The organism is Myxococcus xanthus, assembly GCF_006402735.1.
Lineage (GTDB): Bacteria > Myxococcota > Myxococcia > Myxococcales > Myxococcaceae > Myxococcus > Myxococcus xanthus_A.
Genome location: NZ_CP017174.1, coordinates 9210011 through 9235993 on the forward strand (window position 1 = coordinate 9210011; position 25983 = coordinate 9235993).

A 25983-nucleotide genomic window follows, 5' to 3' on the forward strand; every position below is an offset into this window, starting at 1 on the left:
TGCGGCGCTTCCATGCCCCTCACGCCCCTCGACTCCGCCCGGCAGGCCGCGCTCGACGCCATCGCCCCGGCGGCGCCTGAGCGCGTGCCGCTCCTCGATGCCCAGGGTCGGTTCCTCGCCGCCCCTGTCACGGCTTCCCGCTCGCTGCCTGGCTGTGACAACTCCGCCATGGACGGCTGGGCCGTGCGCGCCGAGGAGACCCAGGGCGCATCCCGCGACCGGCCCGCGCGCCTGTGCGTCACCAGCACGCTCTTCGCCGGCGCCCTCCCCTCCACGCCCCTCCGGCCCGGAGAGGCCGCGCGCGTCTTCACCGGCGCGCCCCTGCCCCCCGGCGCCGACGCCGTCGTCCGACAGGAGGCCGCTCGCGCCGCCGAGGATGGCGCCTGCGTGGACGTCTTCATCACCGTGCCTCCCGGCAACGACATCCGCCGCACCGGAGAGGAAGTCCTCACCGGCACACCCCTCTTCGACGCGGGCCAGCGCGTGGGCGCCGCCGTGCTCGGCGTGCTCGCGTCCATGGGTGCCACGGACGTCTGGGTGCGCCCCATGCCGCGCGTCGCCGTGCTCGCCACCGGCGATGAGCTCGTCCCTCCTGGCACTCCGGCCCTGCCCCACCAGGTGTACGAGAGCAACCTCGTCCTCGTGGCCGCGCTCGCCCGCGAGGCCGGCGCGGATGTCCGCCAGCTCGCCCGCGCCCGCGATGACGAGCGCGCCCTGCGCGATGCGCTCACCCGCCTGGCCCCGCAGGTGGATGTCCTCATCACCACCGGAGGCGCCTCCGTGGGTGACAAGGACCTGGTGAAACGCGTGCTCGCCGCGCTCGGCGCCCGCTTCTTCGTGGACGGCGTCGCGCTCAAGCCCGGCAAGCCCGTGGCCGTGGCCCGGCTGGGTGACACCTCCGTCGTCGTGCTGCCCGGCAATCCCGGCGCGGCCACCGTGGCGTTCGACCAGTTCGCCCGCCCGCTCCTCCTCAAGCACCAGGGCGTGCTGGAGACGCGCCGCCGCGTCCGTGCCCACCTCTCCGAAGCACGCCACAAGCAAGCGGGCCTCACCTACCTCATCACCACCACCCTGGAAGCCCGGGACGGCCTCGCGCCGCGCGCCGTGCTCCGCCCGCAGGGCGCCGGGCAGATCCTGCAGAACGTCCACGGCGAAGGATGGGCCCTCCTCCCACCCGGCCGCGCGGACTTCGCAGAAGACGACCCCGTCGACGTCGAGCTCTTCGACCGGCCCACCTTCACACCCTTGGGGGCACTGGCATGAGCCGCGTTCCCGCGCTCAGCGTGGTGGGCTGGTCCGGCGCCGGCAAGACGACGCTCATCACCCGGCTCGTCCCCGAGCTCGCCACGCGAGGCCTGTGCGTGGCCGTGGTGAAGCACTCCTCCGACGCCCATCCACTGCACCGGCCCGGCAGCGACACCGCCCGCTACCAGGATGCAGGCGCCGTGCTCACTGGCTTCGCCACGCCCGCGGGCGTCCAGCTCACGACGGCCGCCGCCCCCTCGGACGCACTGCCAGCGCTGCTCGAGCGCTACACGGGCGCCGTCGACCTGGTGCTCGTCGAAGGCTGGAAGGACGGCCCCCTCCCCAAGCTGGAGGTGTGGCGGGAGGGCCTGGGCCCACCGCTGGCGCCCTCGCGCCCGGAAGTCCTCGCGGTGCTCACCTCCGAGCCCGCACTCCCCTCGGACTTCCCACCCGGCCTGCGCGTGCTGCCCCCCGACGACGTGCGCGCCGTGGCGGACCTCCTCCAGGCCCACCTGCGCCCGAGCCGCCCCGCGCCCCTGCCCCCCGTGGATGCCCGTGGCGTCACGCGCCGCTCCGTCCAGCGGTGGAACGGCGCCACGCTGCTCCCGGCCCAGGAGGACGACATCGCGGTGGAGGAGCCTCTGGAGATTCGCGTCAGCGGAGACTCGGTGGCCACCACCATGCGCACGCCAGGACATGACCGCGAGCTGGCCACCGGCTTCCTCTTCGCCGAGGGCATCCTCCAGAGCGTGGACGACCTGGGCGGGCTGGCGCACTGCGGACGGCCGGGCGAGGAGGGCTTCGGCAACGTCATCGAAGTCACCCCCGCCCCCGGCGCCTTCCTCGACGTGGAGCGCGTGAGCACCGCCCGCAGGGGCACCCTCACCACTTCCGCCTGTGGCGTGTGCGGCCGGCGCAGCGTGGATGACCTGCTCACCGTGTGCCCGCCCCTGCCGCCCGGCCCGGTGCTCCACCCCGACGCCGTGGCCCGCGCCACCGAGCGCCTGCGCGACGTGCAGCGCAACTTCGCCCGCACCGGAGGCGTCCACGCCGCCGCCGTGCTCGACGCCGACGGCCACCTCTTGGCCGCACATGAGGATGTGGGCCGCCACAACGCCGTGGACAAGGTGGTCGGCACCCTGGTGCTGGCCGGCCTCGTGCGGGGAACAGGGGCCTCCCGCCTCCCGCTGACGCGTCAGCCCGCGGTGCTCGCCGTCAGTGGACGCGTCAGCTTTGAGATCATCCAGAAGGCCGCCATGGCCCGGATCCCCATCGTCGCGGGCGTCTCCGCCGCCAGCTCCCTCGCAGTGGACCTGGCCCTGCGTTCTGGAATGACGCTGGCGACGTTCGTCCGGAACGGGCGCTTCAACGTCTACACCGGGCCCGAACGCCTGTTGCAGGTGTAACCTCTTGAAACTCCTGTCGCCCTTCCAGGGACCACCCGGCGACTGGCATCATCCGTGCCTTCGCGTCAGAGCGGCATCGTAAATGCAAAGAAACCGTGACGAAGGAAACGCGGGCAACCGCGGTGAACCACAATGTGTTGGTGATGCTCGGTGAGCTCGAACCTGGGTAGGGCGGTCGCAAGATTTCACACGCTGTCACGTCTTACTGACGCGGCAGGGGTTGCAACGCGCCGCGATATCGGGCAAAACTGGTTTCCTTCCGACTTAAACTTTTCTAGCCTCAACGGCGACCTCTGCTTCAACTGCACGAAAGTGAGCAGAGGGGGGTGGACACGATGAGCGGCGCAACGGCAAGTGCGGCGGTGGTCGGTGCTCCTGGGTCGGCCAACGCTCAGGGACAAGCAATTGAAGAGGTGCAGGGGCCGCCCAAGCTGGCCCCGGGGTTCGCGGCGAAGCTGAACCTCACGGTGGACCTCGTGCTGCTGTCGTCGGTGCTGGTGGGCTCGGCGTGGCTGAGCGGACAGCTGTCGGCGGAGTCCGGTTGGAAGGTGTCGGGGCTGGTGCTCGCGGCGTGGGTGGTGTGGATTGTGACGGGCACCGCGCTGTGCCTGTACGACTCGCGCTTCGCCGAGCGCAGCAAGCTGGACCACGTGGCGCTGGTGTCGGTGACGACGCTGGCGGTGGTGACGGTGCTGACGCTGGGCAGCGTGGCGTTGCCCACGGTGGTGACGTCGCCGGTGGTGGGCCCGCTGCTGTTCATCTTCTGGCCGGTGACGCTGCTCCTGCGCCTGTTCGTCTTCCGCCCGGTGGCCTCGCAGGAGCGCCCCATGGACGCGGTGCTCATCGTGGGCACGGGCGCCATGGGCCGCTACACCGGTGAGGACCTGGCCAACCGTGGCCGCCGGCAGATTCTGGGCTACGTGCGCTTCCACGACGACAACGGCTCGATGGGAGAGCTGCCCGGCCCGGTCATGGGTTCGGTGGACGACCTGGAGCGCATCCTCCGCAACACCGCGGTGGATGAGGTGTACATCGCCGGCAACACGCTGAAGCAGGGCGAGTCCATGCAGGCGGCCATCAAGCTGGCCGAGCGCTTCGGCGTGCCCTTCGCGCTGCCCGCGCACAGCTTCCGCCTGGACCGCGCCCGCCCGGTGGAGCGCCGCGCGGTGGCGGATGGCTTCCTGCACTTCGCGGCGGTGAGCCCCAAGCCGCACCAGATGGCGATGAAGCGCCTGTTCGACATCTGCGTGTCCGCGGCGGCGCTGTGGGCGCTCCTGCCGCTCCTGGGCATGGTGGCGCTGGCGGTGAAGTTCACCTCCAAGGGCCCCATCTTCTTCAAGCAGCTGCGCGTGGGGCAGAACGGCAAGCCCTTCTACATGCTGAAGTTCCGCTCCATGGTGGTGAACGCCGAGGAGCTGAAGGAGAAGCTGGCCGCGCACAACGAGCAGACGGGCCCCGTCTTCAAGATGAAGCACGACCCGCGCATCACCGGCATCGGCCGCTTCATCCGCAAGTTCTCCATCGACGAGCTGCCCCAGTTCATCAATGTGCTGCGCGGGGAGATGAGCATCGTCGGGCCGCGCCCGCCGGTGCCCAGCGAGGTGGCCAAGTACGAGACGTGGCAGCGCCGCCGCCTGTCGGTGCGTCCAGGACTCACCTGCATCTGGCAGGTGTCAGGACGGAACCAGATCTCCTTCGAGGAGTGGATGTACCTGGACATGCAGTACATCGACCACTGGAGCCTGACGAGCGACCTGCGCCTGCTGCTCCAGACGGTGCCGGTGGTGCTCACGGGCCGCGGCGCCAGCTAGCAAGCCTTCAGGCAACCCAACCTTTGCGGGGGCGGCATTGACGTGCCGCCCCCGCTCGTTTTCTATGCACCCGGGCAGTCCTGGCCGGCGCCGGGTCCGCACGCTCCCACCGTGAACAGTCCCAGCCATTCCATTTCGCAGGACGCGGGCGAGCGCGAGCGCTCGCATGAGGCGATGGGCGCGGTTCGCAACGGGCTCCAACTCGGTGGCTCGCTGCTGGCCACGTATGCCATCGCCATGGGCGTGCGCTTCCTGCTGCCGGCCCACCTGGGACCGGAGAGCTTCGGGCGCTTCAACTACGCCGACAGCTTCTCCGCCGTCTTCTTCATCGCCACCCACCTGGGCCTGGAGATGTACATCCGCAAGGAGGTGTCGCGCCGGCCCGAGCACGCCAGCGACTTCTTCGGCAGCACGCTGCTGCTGCGGCTGGGCCTCACCGCGGTGCTGATGGGCGCCATGGCGCTGGTGATGGCCCACTTCGATGAGCCGCCCGAGGTGCGCCAGCTCGTCTACGTCTTCGCGCTGGCCCAGTCGCTCATCATCATCAACGCCTCCGTGGCCGCGCTGCTGCACGCCAAGGGCAAGGTGGCGGGGCTGTCCGTCTCCAACATCGTCACCAAGCTGGTGTGGGGCGGAGGCCTGCTGGCCGTCGCCGTGGCGGGCCTGCCGCTGCCGTGGCTGGCGGTGCCGCTGGTGGCGTCCGAAGCGGTGAAGCTGGGCGTGGGCTGGTACCTGGCCCGCGAGCACATGGGCCTCACCTTCAAGGTGGACGTGCCCGCCACGCTGAAGGTGCTCAAGGCCAGCCTGCCCTTCTTCATCACCGGCGCGGCGCTGGCGGCCAACGGGCGCCTGGACGTGATGATTCTGGGCATGGTCTCCAGCCACGAAGAGGTGGGCTGGTACGGCGCGGCGTGGAACATCGCGGGCCTCACCTTCTTCCTCAACCCGGTGTTCGGCTGGGTGCTGATGCCGCTGGCGTCCCGCGCGGCCGAGCGCTCCGAGGCGGAGCTGACGAACCTGACGCGCCGCTCGCTGGAGGGCACGCTGGCCGTCACCGTGCCCATGATGATGCTCATCGTCCTGGGCGCCCCGCTGTGGGTGGGGCTGATGGGCGGCGCGTTCTCCGAATCCGCCATGCCGCTGCGGCTGATGTCGCCGCTGTTCGTGCTGGCCTTCGTGACGATGAACGCGGGCCTGTGGCTGACCATGACGAACCGCGAGTGGTGGGTGACCATCACCAGCGTCATTGGCAGCGTGGTGCTGATTCCCATCCTCAATCTGCTGCTGATTCCGCTGATGCTTGCGGCGCTGGGCAACGGCGGCGGCGCGGCGGGCACGGCGCTGTCCATGCTGCTCATGGAAATCTGCGTCACCATCAGCCTGCTGGGGCGCATGGGCAAGGCGGCCTTCGACGCGCGCCTGGTGTCCATGATGGCCAAGACGGCCGTCATCTGCGCGGTCATCGTCGCGCTGGACCAGACGCTGCTGGCCTTCTTGAACCCGTGGGTGCGCATCACCGTGGAAGCCGTGCTGTACATCGTCGCGGTGCTGGCCACCGGCGCGGTGCGCCCCGGCGAGGTGCTCCAGGTGGTGCGCATCGCCCGCCGCCGTGGAAACCCCGCGCCCGAAGCCGCGCCCACCCCCTGAGGAGAGTTCCGCCGCTCATGCCGTCCACGCACCGCCAGCTGCCTTTCGCCCCGCGCCGTCCCTGGCGCTCGTTCGCCTGCGCCGCGCTGCTGCTGCTGGCGCCCGCCTGCCGGGGCCTGGGCAAGTACACCTGGGTGGATGACTACCAGGAGAAGCCGCCCCCGGTGGACTCGGCGTATCGCATCGCCGCGGGCGACTTGCTCAACATCCGCGTGTGGAACCAGGAGTCGCTCACCACGCAGGCCCGCGTGCGCGAGGACGGCCGCATCAGCCTGCTCTTCCTGGACGATGTGGAGGCCGCGGGCCACACTCCGGCCTTGCTGTCGCAGCAAATCCAGACGCGGCTGAAGGACTACATCAACCACCCCGTCGTCACCGTCGCGCTGGAGATGGCGCGCCCCATCAAGGTGACCATGGTGGGCGAGGTCAACCGCATCGGTCCGCTGGAAATCGACCCGGGCGCCAGCCTGCTGCAGGCCCTGGCCGGCGCGGGCGGCTTCACCGAGTACGCCCACAAGGACCGCATCTTCGTCATGCGCCAGGAAGAGGGCGCCGCGCCCGAGCGCATCCGCTTCCGCTACGACGACCTCATCCACGCCGAGGGACGCGCGCCCACCTTCCGCCTGCGCCCCGGTGACGTGGTGGTGGTGGAATAACCCGTGCTGGGGACGGTCCTCACCGTCGCGATGCTGGAGGTGTCCTCCGCCTCCGTCAGCTACGCCACGGCCGCGCGCGTCGACTCGCGCCTGCGCTCCAACGAGGACCCCGCCCCCGAGGCCCCCAGCGTCGCGGGCGACACCGACGTCACCCCGCTGCTGGGCCTGGAGATTCGCGACGGCAACACCGCGCTCCAGGTGGAGTACGCCCCGCGCATCAGCCTGCGCGAAGTCACCGCCCGCGCGCGCACTGAAATCCAGCACATGGGCCGCCTGGCCGGCCTGTGGCGCCCCGAGCGCGGCCTGTCCCTGCGCCTGTCGGAGGAGCTGGTGCTGGGCAGCGTCAACCTCCTCACCACGGACCTGGGCTCCCTGCCCGGCGGCACACCGGGCACGGACCCGGACGGGCCGCTGCGGCCTCCTGGAGGCGGCGGGCCCCTGCAGCCCCTGCCCCAGGCGGACACCGTCTACTTCCTCTCCTCCGCGACGACGCTGACGGCGGACACCGGCTGGCTGGGGCGGCGGTGGAACCTCACCGGCTCCGGCGGCTTCTCCATCAGCGGCGGCCTGGACGGGCCCGCCCGCGAAGCGGTGCCCATGCAGTATGGCCCGCGCGCGGACGTGTCCCTCAGCCATGCGCTGTCACCCCTGAGCGCCATCACCACCTCCGTGGCGTTCAACTCCGCGCGCTTCTCCACCGGGGCGAACAACACCATCGTCACGCTGCGGGAGGCCTGGGGTCACCGGGTGGACAGGCGCACCTCCCTGGAGGCCGGAGCGGGCGTGAGCGTGGTGCACTCCATCCCCGTGCCCCCCGGCGAAGGCGAGCCCGAGCCCGGCCCGCTGGACGCGCCCCGGACGGAGCTGCTCCCCAACCTGAATGTCGGGGTGAGTCACCGGATTCCCTCGCGCACGGCGGACTTCAACGGCCGGGCGGACCTGCGAATCGTCCCCTTCACGGACCGGCTCACGGCGCGCGTCTACCCCCGAGCGGACCTGACGCTGACGGGGACCTGGGCCCTGGGGCCCCGCGTGCGGGTGTCCGCCATTGGCGGCGGCGCCGCGGCCGTGGGCGGAAGTAGTGGGGACAGCATCCTTTCCGGAGGCTTCACTGGTTCCTGGATTCTCACACGGTGGGTGTCCGTGGATACCGACCTTCGCGGGACGTGGAGCCGCTCGCCCGAACTGCCGGCGGCCCGGTTGACGTGGGCGGCAACGCTGGGCCTGTCCGTGCGACAAACTGGTATTCTCTGAGGGCTGGCGCCATGGCGAAGCTCATCTTGATGTCCGTCCTCATCCTCACCATCGCCCTGCCAGCCAAGGCGGCGAGGGATCCGCATCCGATGCGGGGGCTGAAGAAGGCCATCCTCTGGTTCGTCCTCTTCAACGCGGCATACACGTATGGCGTCCTCGTCTGGGTGCCACGGCTCGGGTTCGGCTGAGCGAGTTTCAGAAAGGTTGATGACGGATGGAGTCCGACCTGCACACGGTCCTCTTGGTGGAGGACGCCCCCTTCTTCCGCAAGATGCTGGGCGACTACCTGCGGGACATGGGGTTCAAGGAGGTCGTGGAGCTGCCCAGTGGCCGCGCCGCGCTCAAGCACCTGGAGACGGCCGCGCGTCCCGACCTCGTGTGTCTGGACCTGACGCTGCCGGACATCTCCGGCTATGACCTCTGCGAGCACATCCGCCGCTCGGCGACAATGGCGGACGTGCCGGTGCTGGTGGTGAGCGCCCGGGACTTGCCGGAGGACAAGGCGCACGCCGAGGAGGCCGGCGCCAACGGCTACCTGGGCAAGCCCTTCACCCAGGAGGAGTTCACCCGGCGGGTGCAGTCGCTCCTCAAGAGCACTGGGGCCAGGAGGACGCCGTGACGGTCCCCGCGCCCGGGTCTCCCGGGCCGCGCCCCCAGGTGGTGCCGCCGCGGCCCGCGTTCACTCCGGAGCGCCCGGAGACGAACGCGCCCGCGGACCTCATCGACTGGGGCTTCGTCATCGACGCGGTCTTCTATTTGAAGAACGCGGTGTTGCGGCACTGGTTCCTCGCCCTGGTGGTGATGGGCACGGTGTCCGCCCTGGCGATGGGCGTCAGCAAAATCATGCCACGCAAGTACCGCGTGGAGACGCGGATGCTGACGCAGCGCAACTTCATCATCTCCTCGCTGGCCAACCCCGGGCGCTCCATCCCCGTGGACGCGGACCAGCCCACGCGCGCCGCGTGGGAGATGGTGATGAAGCACGACAACCTCCGGTCCATCGTCGCGCAGGCGAAGCTGGTGGAGTACTGGGAGCTGCAGCGCTCGCCCTTGAGCCGGCTGAAGGAGAAGGTGCTGCGCAAGCCGCCCAAGCCCATGTCGGACGAGGACAAGCGCGACGCGCTCACCGCCATGCTCGAGCAGGCGATGATTGTCGGCGTGGAGGGCGGCACGGGCACCGTCTCCATCGGCGTGGAGTGGAGCGACCCGCAGCTGGCGCTCAACATCGTGCAGGAGGCGCAGCAGAACTTCCTCGACATGCGCCAGGCGGCGGAGATGGGCGCGGTGCAGGAGGCCATCACCATCCTGGAGAAGCAGGTGGTGGACGAGGCCGAGGGCATCCAGCAGGCCATTGGCCAGCTCAACGCGGCGGTGAAGCGCGTGGAGGCGCGGCGGAAGAAGGAAGAGGAGAAGAAGGGCCGCCGGGGAGGCCCCACGGCCGCGGCCAACGCCGCGCTGGGCATCAACACCGACCACCTGCTGGCGCAGATGCGCTTCATGATTCAGACGAAGCGCCGGGCCATTGGGGACGTGGAGGACTTCCGCTCGCGGCGGCTGACGGAGCTGCGCAACCAGCTGTCCGAGCAGCGCGTCATCTATTCGCCGCAGCACCCCATCATCACCGACCTGGAGCAGCGCATCTCCGCGCTCCAGGAGGACTCGCCGCAGTTGATTGCGCTGCGCTCGGAGATGACGGAGCTCATCAACGAGTACGTGCGCAACGGCGGTGACCCGGGTGAGCTGGAGTCCGGGCTGGCGACGGCGGCCCTGGGCGGCGCGACGTTCGGCGGGCCGGCCACGTCGGATGACCCGGAGGTGTCGGTGGCGGCGGACCGGGTGCGCATGCTGGTGATGCGGCACCAGGAGAAGATGCGGCGGCTGGACCAGGCGCGCACGGAGCTGGAGATTTCCCGCGCGTCCATGAAGCACCGCTTCAGCGTGCTGTCGCCGCCCACCTTCCCGGAGCGGCCGTCCAAGCCGAAGGTGCAGCTCATCGTCGCCGCGGGCGTGGTGGGCGGCATCGGCATGGGCATCTTCGCGGCGCTGGCGCTGGACATCATCCGCCGGCGCATTCTGGAGAAGTGGCAGGTCGAGCGGATTCTGAAGCTACCCGTGCTGGCGGAGCTGGAGCGGCGCTGAACAGCGCGCTCGGGGGTGCATGTCGTGACATCGTGGACGTGGCTGGATGTGGCGCTGTGCTTGGCGCAGCTTCCCGTGGCGGTGGCGTGTGGCTATCTGCTGACCCTGACGCTGCTCTCCTATCGGCCCCAGCCGCCGGCGACGCTCATCGGGCCGCGGAAGTTCGACATCATCATCCCCGCGCACAACGAGGAGCTGGGCATCGCCCGGACGGTGACGAACCTGTCCGCGGTGGACTACCCGGCGCACCTGCGGCGCATCATCGTGGTGGCGGACAACTGTTCCGACGCGACGGCGCAGAAGGCGCGCGAGGCCGGCGCCTTCGTCCTGGAGCGGCAGGACACGACGAAGCGGGGCAAGGGCTACGCGCTGGCCCACGCCTTCGAGTTCAGCCAGCAGGACGGCTTCGCCGAAGCGGTGGTGGTGGTGGACGCGGACACGGTGGTGTCGCCCAACCTGCTGACCGCCTTCGCGAAGCGCATCGAGGGCGTCGAGGGCAAGGAGGTCGATGGCGTGAAGGGCGGGCTCGAAGTCGCGCACGCCATGCAGGCGCACTACGGGGTGATGAATCCCACGGCGTCCTGGCGCACGCGGCTGATGACCATTGCCCTGGGCATGTTCCACAAGGTGCGCTCGCAGGGCCGCGAGGCCCTGGGCGTGTCGTGCGGCCTGCGCGGCAACGGCATGTGCTTCACGCACCACGCGCTGTCCAAGGTGCCGCATGACGCCTTCAGCGTGGTGGAGGACCTGGAGTACGGCATCCGCCTGGCCCAGAACGGCTTCCGCGTGCACTACGTCTGGGAGGCGGAGGTGCTGGGGGAGATGGTGTCCGGGGAGAAGCAGAGCCGCTCACAGCGCCAGCGCTGGGAGGGTGGCCGCGCGCAGATGCGCAAGCTGCACGGATGGCCGCTGCTGAAGGACGGCCTCCGGAAGAGGGACGGCACGCTGTTGGACATCGCCATGGACGTGCTGGTTCCGCCGCTGAGCCAGTTGGTGCTGGCGGCGGTGGGTTGCGCGGTGATGGCCGGGGCGTTCGCCTGGTGGTCCCACAACCCGATGCCGTGGGCGCTGGGCGTGGCGGGCTTCAGCGTGGCAAGCCTGGGAGCGTATGTCCTGCGCGGCTGGTGGGTGTCTGGCGTGGGCGTTCGCGGTCTGCTGGACCTGGCCTGGGCGCCTGTCTACGTGGTGTGGAAGGTGTGGCTCATGCTGCGCGGCCCCGGCGCGGAGAAGCGCGGCGAGTGGGTGCGGACCTCGCGTGAGGGTGAGAACCGGTAACGCGAGCGATGTGCACGGAACTCAAGTTCGACTTGAGTTTCGTGCAGGGATGCACGGCGGGTTGCACGAAACTCAAGTTGGACTTTGGTTTCGTGCATGGGAACGGCGCGGCGCGGGCAGCCAGAGCGGGCTCATTCTCACGTCAGACCTGGTGGGCATTCAGAGTGCGGCCCAACGCCCCTAGGACGCCGTGCCATCAACTGCGCTACGTAGCAATTAAGGGGCGGCGCCACCCCTGCCGACTACCTATGCAGGGTGATAGACGCATGAAGCGGGACCGTGTTTTTCCGGCCCAACATGCGAAAACGGAACACCCAAACCGCCCTGATGTGCATCTCCGCCAACCTCGTGCTGGGTTGCTCCAGCAGCGCCACCGGCACCACCAGCCGCCGCGATGCGTACGCGCTAGCGACCTGCTCTGACACCGTGTCGTGCTGCATCCAGCGCAACCCTGGCGTCCCCGAAGCGTGCGGCCTCACGGCGAGCGAAGCCGCCATGTACATGGCAGGCGTCAAGACGGCCATGGATGAGGCCACCAAGGAAGAAGAGGCCCCCGTCATCTGGGATGACGCCCACAACGGGGACCTTCCCGAATGGCGGCGCGAGTGCATTCGGTTCTACGGCGACTGCAAGACGGAGCCTGGGTGGACAGGCCCTTGCTACGAGTGCCTGCGCCGCTGCGAGGCCCAAGAAGAGTGGCCCGTGTCGATGTGCAAGCCCGGAAGAAAGACGCGGAGGAAGTAATGGACGACAGCCCCGACTGGGACCCGGTGCGCGCCCTCGCACATGGTGTGTTGAATCAAGGCATCCCGCTGGAGCTGACGGATGACGTGCGGAGCTTGCTCAGGCGCACCGCGCGAGAGGTTGCCATCAGCGACGCAGACACCGCGCTACAGACCGAAGCGGGCGCAACAGAACTTCTGCGAGAAGCCATGCGCCGAATCAAGGATGGCTCCTGGCGCCTGATGCGTGCGCTTCACCGCATGTATCAGCACAAGCGCGCGGGTGACTTCGACAGCGCCCGCCAAGAAATGAGAGAGGTGCTCGCCGAAGAAGTGGTGCCCTTCTACCGCGACGTTGCAGCCGGGCAGCTCGAAGACCTCGACGACGAACCGTAACGACGACGGGAGCGAGACTGACGCCGCCCCCCGTCGTGCTCAGGAGCCACCGTCACCAACACGGGGCGGCGCCACCCTGCCGCACGCCGCGGCAGGCCGCGCCGAGTCCCGCGCCATCGTCAAGGCCGCGCACAACGTCAGCGATGGGAGGACGGGCGCAGTTGCGCAGGCTGTCTTGCATGAGACTCGAGTTGGACTTTAGTTTCGTGTGTAGGAACGGCGCGGCGCGGGCAGCCGATGCGGCTTGGGAGGAGGCAACGCGGATGGGCGTGCGCACCAAGGGACGACGCAAGCTCTACCGGGAAGGCCGCCTCTTCATCTGGTGGGTGGACGCAGCGGATGGACCGGAAAAAGTCCTGCACGTCATCGCGGACGGCAAGCGGTTCCACGTCCAGTATCCGCTGGAGCAACCCGCCGAGGAGGGCTTCCTGGCCGTCCTCGGCCGGGAGTTTCCAGGACTCCCAGACGCAGGCGGTTGCTGGATTCGAGTGCGAGTCCCCGCCTGGGACTCCACCGCCGTGGGCCCCGGCCTCGTTCGCCGCCTCATCGATTGGGCGTTGACGCCGGACAAGCCGCTCCTTCGGGTGGATTGGCGCGGCAAGCCCAATGAAGGCGGCGATGCCCCTTCCCATTGACCTGCCAGACATCATCCAGCGCCCTCTTCATCGAACGCGGCTATGACCTCGGCATCGTGATGCGTGGATGGAGCTCGGACCTGCTCGCGGGCGATGCCTTCACGCGAGGTGTCGAGCGTTGCCAACAGCTCTCGACGTCCACCGGCGTCTTCCGGCCTGCTCCTCCAACGGCTCGGGTTCAACACGGAGGCCACGGAAATTCTCGACGTGGCGACGGCCTGGTCAGCCCACCCGGACCCGTTCTAGCCCCGGCATCCTGGCGCGCGATTGATGCTGGAACCGTGATGAAGAGGCGAGGCGCCCATGACGTTCGTCACGAGCGTTCTCTGGAAGATGGCCACCTCTTGTTCCTCCGAGGTGGCCCACGATGCATTCCGTCGCTCGCAGTGTGCTGTGCGTCTTCCTGCTGTTGTTCGCCCTTCCCTCCCTGGCTCAAGCCGATGCCGGCACGAATCCGAACACCAGCACCCTCATCGGCACGGTGCGCAACGCGCATCAGCGCCGTCCCATCGCCGATGTCGCCGTGACCGCGAGTTCCCCCAACCTGCAGGGGGAATTGAGAGTCTCGACCGATGCACAAGGGAGCTACCGCATCCCGCAGCTCCCGCCGGGCGACTACACGCTCACGTTCGAGAAGGAAGGGTTCAAGCCCTACACACGCTCGGCCATCCAACTGCGCCTCAACCGGACCCGCCAGGTCGACGTGGAACTCCTCTCCGCATCCCAGGAGGAGCCGGTACGTATCATCGGCGCTCCACCGACTATCGACGTGGGCTCCACGACCATGGGAGTGAACGTGGACCAGGAGTTCATCAAGCGCATCGCCGTCGCCCGTCCGGGTGGCAAGGGCGGCGCTTCCCGCTCCTACGAGCCCCCCGACGCGATGAGAAACCCCCACAGTGTGTCCCTCAACGGCCCGTCGGTCTCCACCCTGCCCTCGCAGCCCCTGGGCCGTCCGGGGCTCCCGAAGCCTCCGAGCGCGCCTCGACGGGTCATCAGCGCCGTCGAACCCTCTGAGCCCACCAAGCCCCCTGCGCCCGCAGTGACGCCAGCGCCGGTCTCCCCCTTCCACATGTACTTTCAGGGGTACGGCGTCAATCCCACCGTCACCACGGAGGAGGAGCGCTTCTCCACCTTCTCCGTCGACACGGATTCCGCGTCGTACACGCTGACGCGGGCCTACCTGGAGCGCGGCAGCCTTCCCAATGAGCAGGCCGTCCGCGTGGAGGAGTTCGTCAACACCTTCGACTACGGCTACGCGCACCAGGGCAGCGCGCCCTTCAGCGTCCAGGTGGAAGGCTTCCCGTCCCCCGTACGCAAGGGCTACCACGTGGTCCACGTCGGTGTGAAAGCCTGGGAGGTCCCCCGCGTGGAGCGCAAGCCGAGCCACCTGGTCTTCGTCATCGATGTGTCCGGCTCCATGAACCTGGAGAGCAGGCTGGGCCTGGTGAAGCGGTCACTGCACCTGCTCGTGAACGAACTGGATGAGCGCGACCAGGTCTCCATCGTCGTGTACGGCTCCACCGCGCGCCTGGTGCTGGAGCCCACCAGCGCCGTGCATCCGCACATCATCCGCGCCGCCATCGACAGCCTGTACCCCGAGGGCTCCACCAACGCGCAGGCCGGCCTTGAGATGGGCTATTCGCTCGCGGCCTCGCACCTCGTGGAAGGCGGCATCAACCGCGTCATCCTGTGCTCGGACGGCGTGGCCAACACCGGGCTCACCGACGCCGACAGCATCTGGCAGCGCATCCGTGCTCGCGCGGCGAAGGGCATCACCCTGTCCACCGTTGGCTTCGGCATGGGCAACTACAACGACGTGCTGATGGAGCGCCTGTCCCAGGTGGGCGAGGGCCACTACGCCTACGTGGATCGGATTGAAGAGGCGCACCGCATCTTCGTGCGCGACCTCACCGGCACGCTCCAGGTGGTGGCCAAGGACGTGAAGCTCCAGATGGAGTTCAACCCGGAGGCCGTGTCCCACTACCGGCTGCTCGGCTACGAGAACCGCATGCTCACCAAGGAGCAGTTCGCCGATGACCGCGTGGACGCGGGCGAAATCGGCGCGGGCCACGCCGTCACCGCACTCTACGAAGTGAAGCTGACCGAGCCCTCCGCGTCCTTCGGCACGCTGCGCATCCGCTACAAGGCGCCGGAGGGTGGAGACTCGCAGCTCATCGAGAAGCCGCTGCCGTCGAGCGTCATCCGTCCCGCCTATGGCCGCGCCACGCCGCCCACACGCCTGTCCTACGTGGCCGCCGCCTTCGCCGAGAAGCTGCGTGGCTCCTACTGGGTGCGCCCGCTGTCCTACGACGCCCTGTTCTCCCTCTGGGAGGAGATTGGCCAGCCGCTGAAGGGGCGCGAGGACGTCATGGGGCTGGGCACCCTCATCCAGAAGGCCCGCACCCTGGACCGCCGCGCGGACCGCTTCGAGGCCTTCGCCCCGGTGAGCACCATGGACTTCGACCGCGTCCCCACCCTGCCCTGAGTCCTACGCTCGCGCCTGGTGCGGTCCCCCCAGGGCGCTGGCTCGCGGGGAGCTGGCCTCGCGATCATGTAGAAACAGTTCCATGACGACCTGGATGAGCGGAGTCTGCGAAACGAACGGCATCCACATCCACTACCTCCGGACCGGAGGTGCCAAACCTCCCGTCGTTCTGCTCCATGGACTGATGGGGAACGGCGCCTGCTGGACCCCTTTGGCGCGCGTGCTCGAAGGTGAGTTCGACGTCGTCATGCCCGATGCCAGAGGGCACGGCGGTTCGAGCACGCCGCACCACGGCTACCGGTACGGCGACCACGCGAGCGACGTCGTGGGCCTCATCCGCGGCCTGGAGTTCTCTCGTCCGGTCCTGCTTGGCCACTCGATGGGTGGAATGACCGCCGCGGTGGTGGCCAGTCGAGGGATGGGGGGCATCCGCGGCCTCATCCTGGTCGACCCGACGTTCTTGAGTCCCGAGCGCCAACGCGAGGTGCACGACAGCGACGTCGCCGACCAACACCGCCGGGCCCTCGGCTTGAACAAGTCTGACCTCGTTGCACATGCCCGAGCCCGCAACCCGCATCGCTCGCCCGAAATCATCGACCTTCTCGCCGAGGCGAGACTGAAAACCCGCATGGGCGCCTTCGACGTTCTCACGCCGCCCAATCCCGAGTATCGCGACGTGGTGAGCGCGATTGACGTCCCGACCCTCCTCGTCATTGGGGACCGCAGCCCCGTCGTCACGCTCGAGATGGCAATGGAGCTGCGGAGCCTCAACCCACGCGTGCGAATCGAACAGGTACAGGACGCCGCCCACGGCCTTCCGTTCGAACAACCCGAGCGCCTGGGAGCCGTGGTCGCATCGTTCTTGCGCGAGCTGACCTAGTTGCTGCAACCCGCGCTCGAGTCTCCCCACCGCGCCGTCGGGGCCGCCGTCACCAAGCACCATGGACTTCGACCGCGTCCCCACCCTGCCCTGAGTCCCGCGCCCGCGCCTGGAGTGATGCCCCGCCATGCCGGGGCACTCCCGTCAGGGCGCCGTGTCCAACCCCGCCGCGAAGAGCACCGAGGCCTCCGCGACCTTCACCGTCTCCTGCTGCTTCAGGTGAAGCACCCGCATGTCCTTGAGCGAGCGGAACGCGTCCAGCAACTCCAGGATGTTGCCGCGGCCCTCGCGGTAGGCGTCCTCGGCCATCCGGCGCACCGTGGGCAGGCGCTCCACCACGTCGTGCTCCAGACGCGCCAGCGCGCCCTTGCGTCCCTCCAGGACCGCGTGTGCCCGGGACAGCTCCGCGCGGGCCTCGGCCAGCTCCGCTTCCAGTGCGCGCGCCTCGGCCTGAATCTCCGCGGACGCCCGAGCGATGGAGCCCTGGTTCCGGTCGAAGAGGGGCAGCGGCAGGCCCACACCTACCATGGCGATGGTGCTCTTCTCGTTCCGCGTGAGCATGACACCCGCCGCCACCGCCGGCACCGGCAGCCGGTCCCGGCGGGCCACGTCCAGGCCACCGCGCGCCACCGCCTGCCGTGCCCGCGCCGCCACGAGCGACGGCCGACGCTGCTGGGCGGACTCCCACAGAAGCGGCAGGTCGGGCAGGGACTCGGTGGTGCGCAACGAGCCCTGCGCCCTCGGGTGCCACCCTTCGATGCCGAGCAGCGCGGCCAACCGGCCGGAGGCGTCGTCCACGCTGGCACGCGCGTTCAGCACCTCCACTTCCAGGGCTCGGCTCTCCACCTCGATGCGCTCCACGTCGTACCGGCTGGAGTCACCCGCCGCGGCGCGCCCCTTCACCACCTTCTCCACGCGGCCCAGGTCCACCGCCGTCTCCTCCAGCACGCGCAGCTCTTCCTGGTTCGTCAGCAGCGCCGCGAAGGCCTCGCGCACGGCCAGCGCTCGCTCCGCCAGAGAGGCGTTCACCCGCGCCTGCTCAGCGGACACATTGCGCTCCGCCAGCTCGCGACGCACGCCGCGCTGCCCGAAGATAAGCAGGGGCTGCTCCAGTGACAGCTCGTGCACCACCGACGAGCCGGTATTCACGCCCGCAGCCAGGAGTTGCGTGCCGTAGCTGAACGACGGATTGGGCAGGATGCCCGCCTCCACCCGGTCCGCTGCCACCACGTCGATGCGCGAGCGCTCCGCCGCGGCCCAGGGGCTGCGCTCATCCAGCAGCGACAGCGCCTGCGCCAGGGTGATGCGCTCTGGAGGCGCCGCCTCGGACCGCTTCAGCTCCTCCAAAGACCGGGCCGACTGGGTCTCGGACCGCGTCTGCGCCAATGCGAGAAGCTCCGGCGGATGCGCCTGCGTGACTCGGTCTGGCAGCGAGACTTCAGGCCGCATCGACTCCTGCGAGGCATGCTCCGGCGGAGGCATATTGGACCGATGCCGCGCATGCGTGAGCCGGTCCGGCGGTGTGGCGACAGAGTGCATCGACTCTGGCGCGAGACGCTCCACAGAAAGCGTCCCGGCCTGCGCCGCCCCGGCACTCCCGGCCGCCAACGTGCCCAGGACGCCCCATACGATGAACCGCTTCATTCCGTGACCTCCGCCTCGCCCTGAACGCCTTCCGTCACCAACGACAGACATGACACTCCCTCGGGGCTGAAACCCCGCTTGGCGCCGCACGGCTCCGTCTCCGGCAGCGCCCAGTGGGCACGCACCGGCATGAAGCGCTTCAAGCCGCCATTCGCTGAACGCAAACCACTCCGCAGGACGGGCCCACAACCGGTGTCCCGCCGATGCGCCTCGATGCTCCAGCGGTGCCGGGCCTTGCGGCCCGCCATTCCGCGCCTTGCTCCGCCACCACCGGACACACCGCCGGGAGGTCTTCTCCGGACTCTCGTTCCGATGAAGCGCCTCATACCGTCACCTCGCCCTGACGCCAGCAGCCCCGAGAGGGACCTCCGGCCCGCGGAACACCCCCGCGCCCGTCAGGCGCTCCCGCCACGCGCGGGACTCGCAGCCCGCCGAAATGGCGCATGCGGCTGCATCCGCAAGACGACCCAGTCACTCGCGTCCCCATGAAGCGCCTCATGCCGCCACCCCCGCGGTGCCCTGCTCCGGGCCGTGCCCCTTCGGACCGATGTGCTCCACACCAGCGTCCAGGTCCTCATCGTCCTCGTCGTCCCCCGAACCCGTGGACGCGGCATGCTTCCCCACGATGACGGAGTAGAAGGCCGGCAGCGCGAACAGCGACACCAGCACCGCCGTCACCAACCCGCCGATGATGACCACCGCGAAGGGCCGCTGCGTCTCGCTGCCCGCTCCGCTGGAGAGTGCCGCCGGCATCAACCCCAGCATCGCCAGCAGCGCCGTCATCAGCACCGCGCGGAAGCGACTGGACGCGCCCGCCGGCAGCGCTGCCTCCAGGGACTCGCCCGCCTTCCGCCGGTCATCCACCGCGCTCACCACCAGCAGCGAGGCCAGACACACCTGCCCCAGCAGCGTGATGAAGCCCACGGCCGCGCTCACCGACAACGGGATGCCCGTGACGGCCAGCGCCAGCACGCCGCCACACATCGCGAAGGGCGCCCCCGCCAGCACCGCGCTCGCGCTCCGCATGGAGCCCAGCGCCGCGTAGAGCAACGCGAACACCACCAGGAAGGAGATGGGCACGATGACCGCCAGCCGGCCCAGCGCGCGCTCCTGGTTCTCGAACTCGCCGCCCCACTTGAGGAACGTGCCCTCCGGCACCGTCACCTCTCTCTCCACGGTGGCCATGGCCTCCTGGATGGTGGAGCCCATGTCGCGCCCCTCCACGTTGAACTTCAGCGCCAGGGTGCGGCTGTTCGCCTCGCGGTTGATGCTCGCGCGGCCCAGCGCCTTCTCCAGCCGCGCCACCTCGCGCAGCGGGACGTGTCCGCCACTGGCGGTGGGCACCAGGATGCCGCCGATGCGCGCCTCGTCGTCACGCTCCGTACCCGGCAGGATGACGCGCACCGGGACGGGCCGCTCCTGCTCCCACAGCTCCGTCACCACCCGGCCGCCCAGGGCCGTCTCCACCAGGTCCTGCGCGGTGGACACGTCGATGCCGGCGCGCGCCAGCGCGGGACGGTCCAGCACCACCTGGAGCTGCGGCACGCTCGAGTCGCGGTAGAGCCCCAGGTCCACCACGCCCTCCACCTTCTGGAGCGACGCGACGGCCTGCTCCAGCGTGCCGCGCATGGCCGCCAGGTCCGTGCCGAAAATCTTCAGCACCACCTTGCCGCGCACGCCGCTGATGGCCTCCTCCACGCTGTCCTTGATGGGCTGCGAGAAGTTGAAGCTGACGCCCGGAATCTCCAGCAGCGAGGCGCGCATCTCCCGCACCAGCCGCTCCTTGTCCCAGCCCTTGCGCCACGTCTCCTCGGGCGTGAAGCGGACGAACGTCTTGCCCATGTTGACGGCCTCGTTGTCCGTGCCGTCCTCCGGGCGGCCCTGCTCGACGAGCACCTCCTTCACCTCGGGGAAGTCCAGCAGCCTGCGCCGCACCTCCAGGAGAATGTCCGCGCCCTTGCCCAGGGAGATGCTGGCCGGCATCTCCACGAAGATGTTGATGTCGCCCTCGTCCAGCTCCGGGAGGAACTCACTGCCCACCCGCGAGCCCACCACACCGGTGACGAGCACCAGCGCCGCCATGCTCGCGAACACCAGCGTCTTGCGCGGCATCAGCCACGTCACCGCGCGGCCGTAGCCTTCCCGCAGGGTGGTGAGCAGCTTCGGCTCCTTCACCTCCGCGTCCTGCGGCCGCAGCAACAGCGCGCACAGGGCGGGCACCACCGTCAGCGCGAAGACGAGCGCGCCCACCAGCGCGAAGCTGTACGTCAGCGACAGCGGCCGGAAGATGCGGCCCTCCACGCGCTCCAGCGTGAAGACGGGAATGAGCGCGGCGATGATGATGGCCATCGCGAAGAACGTCGGCCGCGCCACATCCAGCGCCGAGCGCAGGATGAGCCCCAGCATCTCCTTGCGCCGCCGGGGCCGCTGCACGCCCGCTTCGTGCAACACGTTCTCCACCAGCACCACCGCGCCATCCACCAGGATGCCGAAGTCGATGGCGCCCATGGAGATGAGGTTGGCGGGCAGGCCCACCATCTTCAGGCCGATGAAGGCCGTCAGCAGCGCCAGGGGGATGACGGACGCGACGATGAGCGAGCAGCGCAGGCTGCGCAGGAACAGCCACGCCACCGCCACCACCAGCAACGCGCCGTGCAGCAGGTTGTGATGCACCGTGGACAGCGTGTGTCCCACCAGCACGTTCCGGTCATAGAAGGCCTCGATGCGCATGCCCTTGGGCAGCACCCGCGAGTTCAGCTCCTCCACCTTCGCGTGCACGCCCTCCAGCACCGTGCTGGGGTTCTCCCCTCGGCGCAGCAGGACGACGCCCTCGGTGACGTCCATGTCCAGGTTGTGGCTCACCGACCCACGGCGCGGCGTGTGCGACGCCACCACCCGCGCCACGTCGCCCACCGTCACCGGCGTGCCGTCCTCGCTCTTGAGGACGATGCTCTGCACGTCCCGCGCGCCGCGCAGATAGCCGACCCCGCGGATGAGCAACTCCTGGTCGCCCTGGCGCAGGAAGCCGCCACCCACGTTGCGGTTGGAGCGCGACAGCGCCTCGGTGACGTCCGCCAGCGTGAGCTCGTGCGCGAGCAGCCGCGACGGGTCCACCTGGACGTGGAACTCCTTGAGGAAGCCGCCCAGGCTGAGCACGTCCGCCACGCCGGGCACCTGACGCAGGTGCCGCGCGATGTTCCACTCCATCTCCGAGCGCGTCTCGGTCAGGGTGTGCCGGTCGCTCAGCACGCGGAACTGGTAGATTTTGCCCAGCGGCGTGGCCTCGGGCGCCAGCCGCACGTCCGCGCCGTCCGGCATGTCCGCGTTGGACATGCGCTCCCCGACGATGGTGCGCGCCTTGAACGGGTCCACGCCGTCATCGAAGGTGAGGAAGAGGAGCGACAGGCCAAAGAGGCTCTCGCTGCGCATCTGCACCATGCCCGGCGTGCCGTTGAGCACGCGCTCCAGGGGCACCGTCACCTGCCGCTCGATTTCCTCGGGCGCCAGCCCGGGCATCTGCGCGATGACATTCACCTGGAGGTTGGTGACATCCGGAAACGCCTCCACGGGCGTCTCCAGGTAGGCCTTCACACCGAAGAGGCCGATGCCCAGCGTCAGCAGCAGGACGGGCAGGCGGCTCCGGACACAGAACGCGATGAGTGCTCGCAACATGGGTGGGAGTCCTCGCCGTGCCTAGAGAAGCTGGTCGGCCGCGCCATCCAGCAGCAGCGCGCCCCGGGTGACGACCGGGTCCCCCGGTGACAGGCCCGCGATGACCTGCACCCGCCCCTCCACCGGCTGGGCGACGACGACGGGGCGCCGCACATAGGTGCCCACCTCCTGCTGCACGTACACCACCGACTCCTTGCCGTTGCGCAGCAGCACCGCCTCCACCGGCAGCGTCAGGCTGGCGTCCGGCGAGTCGATGCGCACGCGCCCGAACATGCCGGGCCGCAGCCCCTTCTCCTGCGTCTCCAGGGTGATGCGCACCGGCGCCGTCCGCGAGCCGCCCGCAACCACCGCGCCCACCGAGTCCACCTTCCCCTCCAGCGGCGCGTGCACCGACGGCATCGTCACCCGCACCCGCGCGCCCTCACGCACCAGCGGCAGGTCGCGCTCGAACACGTCCGCCATCACCCACAGCGCCGAAGGGTCCCCCACCTCCACCAGCACGTCTCCGCCCGGCTGCACGGCGATGCCCTCCGCCACGCTCCGGCTCAGCACCGTGCCCGCCATGGGCGCGCGCAGCACCACGGTGGTGCCGCTGCCGGTGCCCACGAAGCCCACGGATGCCTGGGCCCGCGCCAGCTCCGCCTGTGCCTCCGCCAGCCGCGTCTCCGCGGACAGGCGCTCACGCTCGGTCGTCACGCCCTGCTCGAACATGCGGGCCTCGCGCTCGAAGGCGGACTGGGCCTCGCGCAGCGCCGCCGTCGCGGTGGCCACCGCCGTGCGCGACGCCGCGGCTTCCGGGCAGTCCAGCGTCACCAGCGCGTCGCCCGGCTTCACCGTGTCGCCGGTGCGCACGTGGACGCTCATCACCCGCCCCGCCAGCGGCGCCACCAGCCGCGACAGCGCCCCGTCCCGGAAGGCCACGCGCGCGGGGGCCTGAAGCGCCGCGCTGCTGGCGTCCGCCTTCACCGGGGTGACGGTGACGAAGGCCCGCGAGGCCTCGGCGAGCTGCACCACCCCTTCCTTCAGGGGGGCGGGCGCGGCGCGCTCGGCGGGAGCGGATGAGGTGGCCGCGCCCGAGCAGGCGGCGGAGAAGGCCCAGAGGCCAAGGAGCAGGGTCCTGTTCATGCCCCAGCCCCTGGGCAAGTCCCGGTCCACCGCGAAGAATCTTCAACCCATGGGAATCATTGAGGATGACGACGCCCAGCGAGCAGGCGTGACTGGTGCTTATTGAACCACCTGTGCACTTTCGCCACAGTGCCCGGCGTGCGCATCTCCACGAAACTGGGCCTGGGCCTGACGCTGACGAGCGCCATCATCCTGGGTTCCTACGGCTACAGCTTGCTTCGGAAGGAGGAGCACGACCTGCGGACGGCCACCGAGCAGGCGACGCGGCTGCTGGCCACGGCGCTCCAGGTGGCCATGGAGAACGCGCTGCGGGACGGGCAGTCGGCGGACGTGAACGAAATCCTCGAGTCGTTGGACCACAGAGACCCGACCGTGGACGTCTTCGTCTTCGACGCCCAGGCCGTGCCGGTGGTGCGCTCACCTGGTAGCTCGAAGACGCTGCACCTGGTGGAGGATGCCTCCCGGCGAGTGCTGAAGACACGCCATTCCCTCACCCACTTCGCGGGCCCCAAGAAGCTGTCGCACCTGCTCATCGTCCTGCCCCTGCACAGCGACGACAGCACCGCCGTGGTGGGGGCGCTCGCCGTGGTGAAGCCGCTGGACGGGCTGCGGCAGGACCTGGAGTCCACCAGCCGCTCCACCGTGCTGTCGGTGCTGACGCTCATCACTGGCATCTCCCTGGTGGGCTGGCTGCTGCTGATGCTCTACCTCCAGCGTCCCCTGGAGCGCGTGGTGGGGGCGATGCGCGCGGTGCGCGGCGGCGACTTCACGGCCACCGTGACGCCCGGCGGTAACGACGAGGTGGGCGAGGTCGTCCACGCCTTCAACGGCATGGTGAAGGAGCTGGGCGAGGCGCGGCAGCGGCTGTCGGCCGAGGCCGAGTCACGGTTGGCACTGGAGGCGGGCCTGCGGCGCGTGGACAAGCTGGCCGCCGTGGGACAGCTGTCCGCGGGGCTGGCGCACGAAATCGGCTCCCCCCTGCTCATCCTCAACGGACGGGCCCAGGCCCTGGCCGCGCGCGCCGAGCTGCCCGACGACGTGCGGCGCAACGCGCGCATCCTGGTGGAGCAGTCGGAGCGCATCGAGCGCATCGTCCGCCAGCTCCTGGACCTGGCCCGCCGCAAGCCGTCGAGGCTGGAGTCCCTGGACGCGCTCGCCTCCGTGCGCGCGGTGGTGGAGCTGCTGGAGTTCGACGCGCGCAAGCGCGACGTCCGGCTGACGTTCCATGCCGAGGAGCCGCTCCCGCGCGTACTGGCGGATGGAGATGGCCTGCAGCAGGTGGCGCTCAACCTGCTCACCAACGCGCTGCGCGCCACGCCCCGAGGCGGCGAGGTGCGGGTGACGCTGGCGCCGTCCACCTTCCAGCCCGCCCCCGGCCTGCGCGAGCGCCACGGCGTGCGCCTGTCCGTGGAGGACACCGGCGTGGGCATGGATGACGCGGCGCTGGAGCGCGTCTTCGAGCCCTTCTTCTCCACCTGGAGCACCCACGGCGGCACGGGCCTGGGCCTCCCAGTGGTGAAGGCCATTGTCGCGGAGCACGGCGGCGCCGTGACGGTGACGTCACGCCCGGGCCAGGGCACTCACTTCATCGTGCACATTCCTTCCGAGAAGGAAGAAGGAACGGGGGCGGTATGAGCACTCCCAGAAAGCGCCTGCTCATCCTGGATGATGACGCGGGGGTGGTGGACTTCCTCTGCGAGTCCCTGGACGCGCGGGGATACGAGACGGTGGGGCGCACCTCGCCCGAGGAGGCGCTGGCCCTCTTCGAGCGCGAGTCCTTCGACCTGGTCATCACCGACGTGGAGATGCCCCGCCTGCGCGGCACGGAGGTGCTGGAGGCGCTGCTGACGCGCAAGCCGGGCCAGTTGGTGGTGCTCATCACCGCCTTCGGCAGCGTGGAGCTGGCCGTGGCGGCGGTGAAGGCCGGCGCCTGCGACTTCGTCACCAAGCCCTTCAACATCGACGCGCTCGTCCTCACGCTGGAGCGCGCCTTCCGCGAGCGGCAGCTGCGCCGCGAAATCGTGCGCCTGCGCGCGGCCGTCCCCGGCGACACGCCCGGCGGGCTGGTGGCTCGCAGCCCCGCCATGCAGAAGGCGCTGGAGGTGTCCCGCCGCGCGGCGCGCAGCGACGCCACCGTGCTCCTCACCGGCGAGACAGGCACCGGAAAGAGCGCCCTGGCGCGCTTCATCCACGAATCCAGCAGCCGGCGCACCCAGCCCTTCCTCCAGCTCAACTGCGCGGCCCTGCCCTCGGGGCTGGCGGAGAGCGAGCTGTTCGGCGCCAGGCGCGGCGCCTACACCGACGCGCGCGAGGACCGGGCCGGCGTCTTCGTGTCGGTCGGCGGCGGGACGCTCTTCCTGGATGAAGTGGGCGAGCTGTCGCTGGAGGTGCAGGCCAAGCTGCTCCAGGCCCTGGAGACGGGACGCGTGCGGCCCCTGGGCTCGAGCACGGAGACACCCGTGCGCGCCCGCGTGCTGGCCGCCACCAACCAGTCGCTGGAGGTGCTGCTGCGCGAAGGCCGCTTCCGCGCGGACCTCTACTACCGCCTCAACGTCATCCGCATCGAGGTGCCCCCGCTGCGCGAGCGGCGCGAGGACATCCTGCCCCTGGTGGACTTCTTCCTCGGGCGCCTGGGCGAGCAGCAGCAGCGCGAGGTGCTGGGCGTGTCCGCCAACGCGATGAAGCGGCTGATGGCCCACGCGTGGCCCGGCAACGTGCGCGAGCTGGCCAACCTGCTGGAGCGCGCGGTGGCCCTGGCGGACCACGACACGCTGGTGCCGGAGGACTTCGACCTGCCGGGCAGTGGCGACAGCGGCCTGACGTCGCTGCTCAGCCGTGCCTCGGGAGAGGACGCGCCCCTGGAAGAGGTGGAGCGCGCCTATGTGCGCCGGGTGGTGGAGGCGCAGGGCGGCAACAAGGCCGCCGCCGCGCGCATCCTGGGCATCAACCGGCGCACGCTGTACCGCAAGCTGGACCTGGACGAGTGAG

21 protein-coding genes and 1 pseudogene are annotated in these 25983 nt (G+C 69.9%); 18 read left to right on the forward strand and 4 right to left on the reverse strand.

What is annotated here, in order from left to right:
* Window positions 1-12 precede the first annotated feature (12 nt).
* The 16 genes and pseudogenes from BHS09_RS38060 (at window position 13) to BHS09_RS38125 (ending at window position 16554) form a co-directional block, all read left to right on the forward strand.
* Window positions 13-1263 (forward strand): molybdopterin molybdotransferase MoeA, encoded by a 1251-nt coding sequence (locus tag BHS09_RS38060; protein ID WP_140800520.1) that lies wholly within the window; start codon window positions 13-15, stop codon window positions 1261-1263.
* Window positions 1260-1628 (forward strand): annotated as a pseudogene (mobB, locus tag BHS09_RS40410) (molybdopterin-guanine dinucleotide biosynthesis protein B); the annotation flags it as partial. The gene BHS09_RS38060 and the pseudogene mobB, both read left to right, overlap by 4 nt.
* 153 nt (window positions 1629-1781) lie before the next feature.
* The gene (fdhD, locus tag BHS09_RS40415) at window positions 1782-2651 is read left to right on the forward strand and encodes a formate dehydrogenase accessory sulfurtransferase FdhD (RefSeq protein ID WP_418764044.1); all 870 of its coding nucleotides are present in this window, start codon (window positions 1782-1784) and stop codon (window positions 2649-2651) included.
* Window positions 2652-2977: 326 nt separating this feature from the next.
* Entirely contained in the window at window positions 2978-4462 is a 1485-nt protein-coding gene (gene epsZ / locus BHS09_RS38070; protein ID WP_140800522.1) for an exopolysaccharide biosynthesis polyisoprenyl-phosphate hexose-1-phosphate transferase EpsZ, read from the forward strand.
* 111 nt (window positions 4463-4573) lie between these two features.
* Entirely contained in the window at window positions 4574-6109 is a 1536-nt protein-coding gene (wzx, locus tag BHS09_RS38075) for an exopolysaccharide biosynthesis flippase (RefSeq protein WP_140796208.1), read from the forward strand.
* A 17-nt stretch (window positions 6110-6126) separates the two neighbouring features.
* Window positions 6127-6765, forward strand: a complete 639-nt coding sequence (epsY, locus tag BHS09_RS38080) for an exopolysaccharide export protein EpsY (protein ID WP_174259022.1) — start codon at window positions 6127-6129, stop codon at window positions 6763-6765.
* Between the two features lie 3 nt (window positions 6766-6768).
* Window positions 6769-8019: an exopolysaccharide export protein EpsX gene (gene epsX / locus BHS09_RS38085; protein ID WP_140800523.1), complete on the forward strand. Its 1251-nt coding sequence runs from the start codon at window positions 6769-6771 to the stop codon at window positions 8017-8019.
* A gap of 11 nt (window positions 8020-8030) precedes the next feature.
* Window positions 8031-8207 carry a hypothetical protein gene (locus tag BHS09_RS38980; protein ID WP_011557330.1) on the forward strand — a complete coding sequence of 59 codons (177 nt, stop codon included), beginning with the start codon at window positions 8031-8033 and terminating at the stop codon, window positions 8205-8207.
* A gap of 26 nt (window positions 8208-8233) precedes the next feature.
* Window positions 8234-8638: an exopolysaccharide biosynthesis response regulator EpsW gene (gene epsW / locus BHS09_RS38090; protein ID WP_140796210.1), complete on the forward strand. Its 405-nt coding sequence runs from the start codon at window positions 8234-8236 to the stop codon at window positions 8636-8638.
* A complete protein-coding gene (epsV, locus tag BHS09_RS38095; protein ID WP_140800524.1) occupies window positions 8635-10158 on the forward strand; it encodes a PCP family exopolysaccharide biosynthesis protein EpsV in 1524 nt (507 codons plus the stop codon). The genes epsW and epsV overlap by 4 nt, the downstream gene beginning before the upstream one ends.
* A 15-nt stretch (window positions 10159-10173) precedes the next feature.
* Window positions 10174-11433 (forward strand): exopolysaccharide biosynthesis GT2 family glycosyltransferase EpsU, encoded by a 1260-nt coding sequence (gene epsU, locus BHS09_RS38100; RefSeq protein ID WP_140800525.1) that lies wholly within the window; start codon window positions 10174-10176, stop codon window positions 11431-11433.
* 297 nt (window positions 11434-11730) lie between these two features.
* Window positions 11731-12177, forward strand: coding sequence for a hypothetical protein (locus BHS09_RS38105; RefSeq protein ID WP_237080082.1), 447 nt, complete (start codon window positions 11731-11733; stop codon window positions 12175-12177).
* On the forward strand, window positions 12177-12551 hold the full coding sequence (locus BHS09_RS38110) for a DUSAM domain-containing protein (RefSeq protein ID WP_090491203.1): 375 nt from the start codon (window positions 12177-12179) through the stop codon (window positions 12549-12551). Before BHS09_RS38105 ends, BHS09_RS38110 begins: the two co-directional genes overlap by 1 nt.
* A 263-nt stretch (window positions 12552-12814) precedes the next feature.
* Window positions 12815-13186: a hypothetical protein gene (locus tag BHS09_RS38115; RefSeq protein ID WP_237080083.1), complete on the forward strand. Its 372-nt coding sequence runs from the start codon at window positions 12815-12817 to the stop codon at window positions 13184-13186.
* A gap of 367 nt (window positions 13187-13553) precedes the next feature.
* Window positions 13554-15674, forward strand: a complete 2121-nt coding sequence (locus tag BHS09_RS38120; protein ID WP_140800526.1) for a YfbK domain-containing protein — start codon at window positions 13554-13556, stop codon at window positions 15672-15674.
* 82 nt (window positions 15675-15756) lie between these two features.
* Window positions 15757-16554 (forward strand): alpha/beta fold hydrolase, encoded by a 798-nt coding sequence (locus BHS09_RS38125; protein ID WP_140796215.1) that lies wholly within the window; start codon window positions 15757-15759, stop codon window positions 16552-16554.
* Window positions 16555-16698: 144 nt separating this feature from the next.
* Here BHS09_RS38125 and BHS09_RS38130 read toward each other — a convergent pair whose 3' ends face one another.
* The 4 genes from BHS09_RS38130 to BHS09_RS38145 all read right to left on the reverse strand — a co-directional run bounded on the left by BHS09_RS38130 (window position 16699) and on the right by BHS09_RS38145 (window position 22995).
* Window positions 16699-18198, reverse strand: a complete 1500-nt coding sequence (locus BHS09_RS38130; protein ID WP_237080084.1) for a TolC family protein — start codon at window positions 18196-18198, stop codon at window positions 16699-16701.
* Window positions 18195-18446, reverse strand: a complete 252-nt coding sequence (locus tag BHS09_RS38135; protein ID WP_140800527.1) for a hypothetical protein — start codon at window positions 18444-18446, stop codon at window positions 18195-18197. Before BHS09_RS38135 ends, BHS09_RS38130 begins: the two co-directional genes overlap by 4 nt.
* A 247-nt stretch (window positions 18447-18693) precedes the next feature.
* The gene (locus BHS09_RS38140; protein WP_140800528.1) at window positions 18694-21870 is read right to left on the reverse strand and encodes an efflux RND transporter permease subunit; all 3177 of its coding nucleotides are present in this window, start codon (window positions 21868-21870) and stop codon (window positions 18694-18696) included.
* A gap of 21 nt (window positions 21871-21891) precedes the next feature.
* A complete protein-coding gene (locus BHS09_RS38145; protein WP_140800529.1) occupies window positions 21892-22995 on the reverse strand; it encodes an efflux RND transporter periplasmic adaptor subunit in 1104 nt (367 codons plus the stop codon).
* A gap of 138 nt (window positions 22996-23133) precedes the next feature.
* On the opposite strand from BHS09_RS38145, the gene BHS09_RS38150 reads away from it, so the two are divergent.
* Complete coding sequence (locus tag BHS09_RS38150) at window positions 23134-24630, forward strand: sensor histidine kinase (RefSeq protein WP_237080085.1); 1497 nt, start codon at window positions 23134-23136, stop codon at window positions 24628-24630.
* Window positions 24627-25982 carry a sigma-54-dependent transcriptional regulator gene (locus BHS09_RS38155; protein WP_140800530.1) on the forward strand — a complete coding sequence of 452 codons (1356 nt, stop codon included), beginning with the start codon at window positions 24627-24629 and terminating at the stop codon, window positions 25980-25982. Before BHS09_RS38150 ends, BHS09_RS38155 begins: the two co-directional genes overlap by 4 nt.
* The last annotated feature ends 1 nt before the right edge of the window (window position 25983 follow it).

Excerpts from the sequence above, each read along its gene's own strand:
- BHS09_RS38060 (WP_140800520.1), top strand. The coding sequence starts at position 13 with ATGCCCCTCACGCCCCTCGACTCCGCCCGGCAGGCCGCGCTCGACGCC.
- epsY (WP_174259022.1), top strand. The coding sequence starts at position 6,127 with ATGCCGTCCACGCACCGCCAGCTGCCTTTCGCCCCGCGCCGTCCCTGG.
- BHS09_RS38980 (WP_011557330.1), top strand. The coding sequence starts at position 8,031 with ATGGCGAAGCTCATCTTGATGTCCGTCCTCATCCTCACCATCGCCCTG.
- epsW (WP_140796210.1), top strand. The coding sequence starts at position 8,234 with ATGGAGTCCGACCTGCACACGGTCCTCTTGGTGGAGGACGCCCCCTTC.
- BHS09_RS38105 (WP_237080082.1), top strand. The coding sequence starts at position 11,731 with ATGCGAAAACGGAACACCCAAACCGCCCTGATGTGCATCTCCGCCAAC.
- BHS09_RS38110 (WP_090491203.1), top strand. The coding sequence starts at position 12,177 with ATGGACGACAGCCCCGACTGGGACCCGGTGCGCGCCCTCGCACATGGT.
- BHS09_RS38115 (WP_237080083.1), top strand. The coding sequence starts at position 12,815 with ATGGGCGTGCGCACCAAGGGACGACGCAAGCTCTACCGGGAAGGCCGC.
- BHS09_RS38120 (WP_140800526.1), top strand. The coding sequence starts at position 13,554 with ATGCATTCCGTCGCTCGCAGTGTGCTGTGCGTCTTCCTGCTGTTGTTC.
- BHS09_RS38125 (WP_140796215.1), top strand. The coding sequence starts at position 15,757 with ATGACGACCTGGATGAGCGGAGTCTGCGAAACGAACGGCATCCACATC.
- BHS09_RS38130 (WP_237080084.1), bottom strand. The coding sequence starts at position 18,198 with ATGAAGCGGTTCATCGTATGGGGCGTCCTGGGCACGTTGGCGGCCGGG.
- BHS09_RS38135 (WP_140800527.1), bottom strand. The coding sequence starts at position 18,446 with ATGGCGGGCCGCAAGGCCCGGCACCGCTGGAGCATCGAGGCGCATCGG.
- BHS09_RS38140 (WP_140800528.1), bottom strand. The coding sequence starts at position 21,870 with ATGTTGCGAGCACTCATCGCGTTCTGTGTCCGGAGCCGCCTGCCCGTC.
- BHS09_RS38145 (WP_140800529.1), bottom strand. The coding sequence starts at position 22,995 with ATGAACAGGACCCTGCTCCTTGGCCTCTGGGCCTTCTCCGCCGCCTGC.
- BHS09_RS38155 (WP_140800530.1), top strand. The coding sequence starts at position 24,627 with ATGAGCACTCCCAGAAAGCGCCTGCTCATCCTGGATGATGACGCGGGG.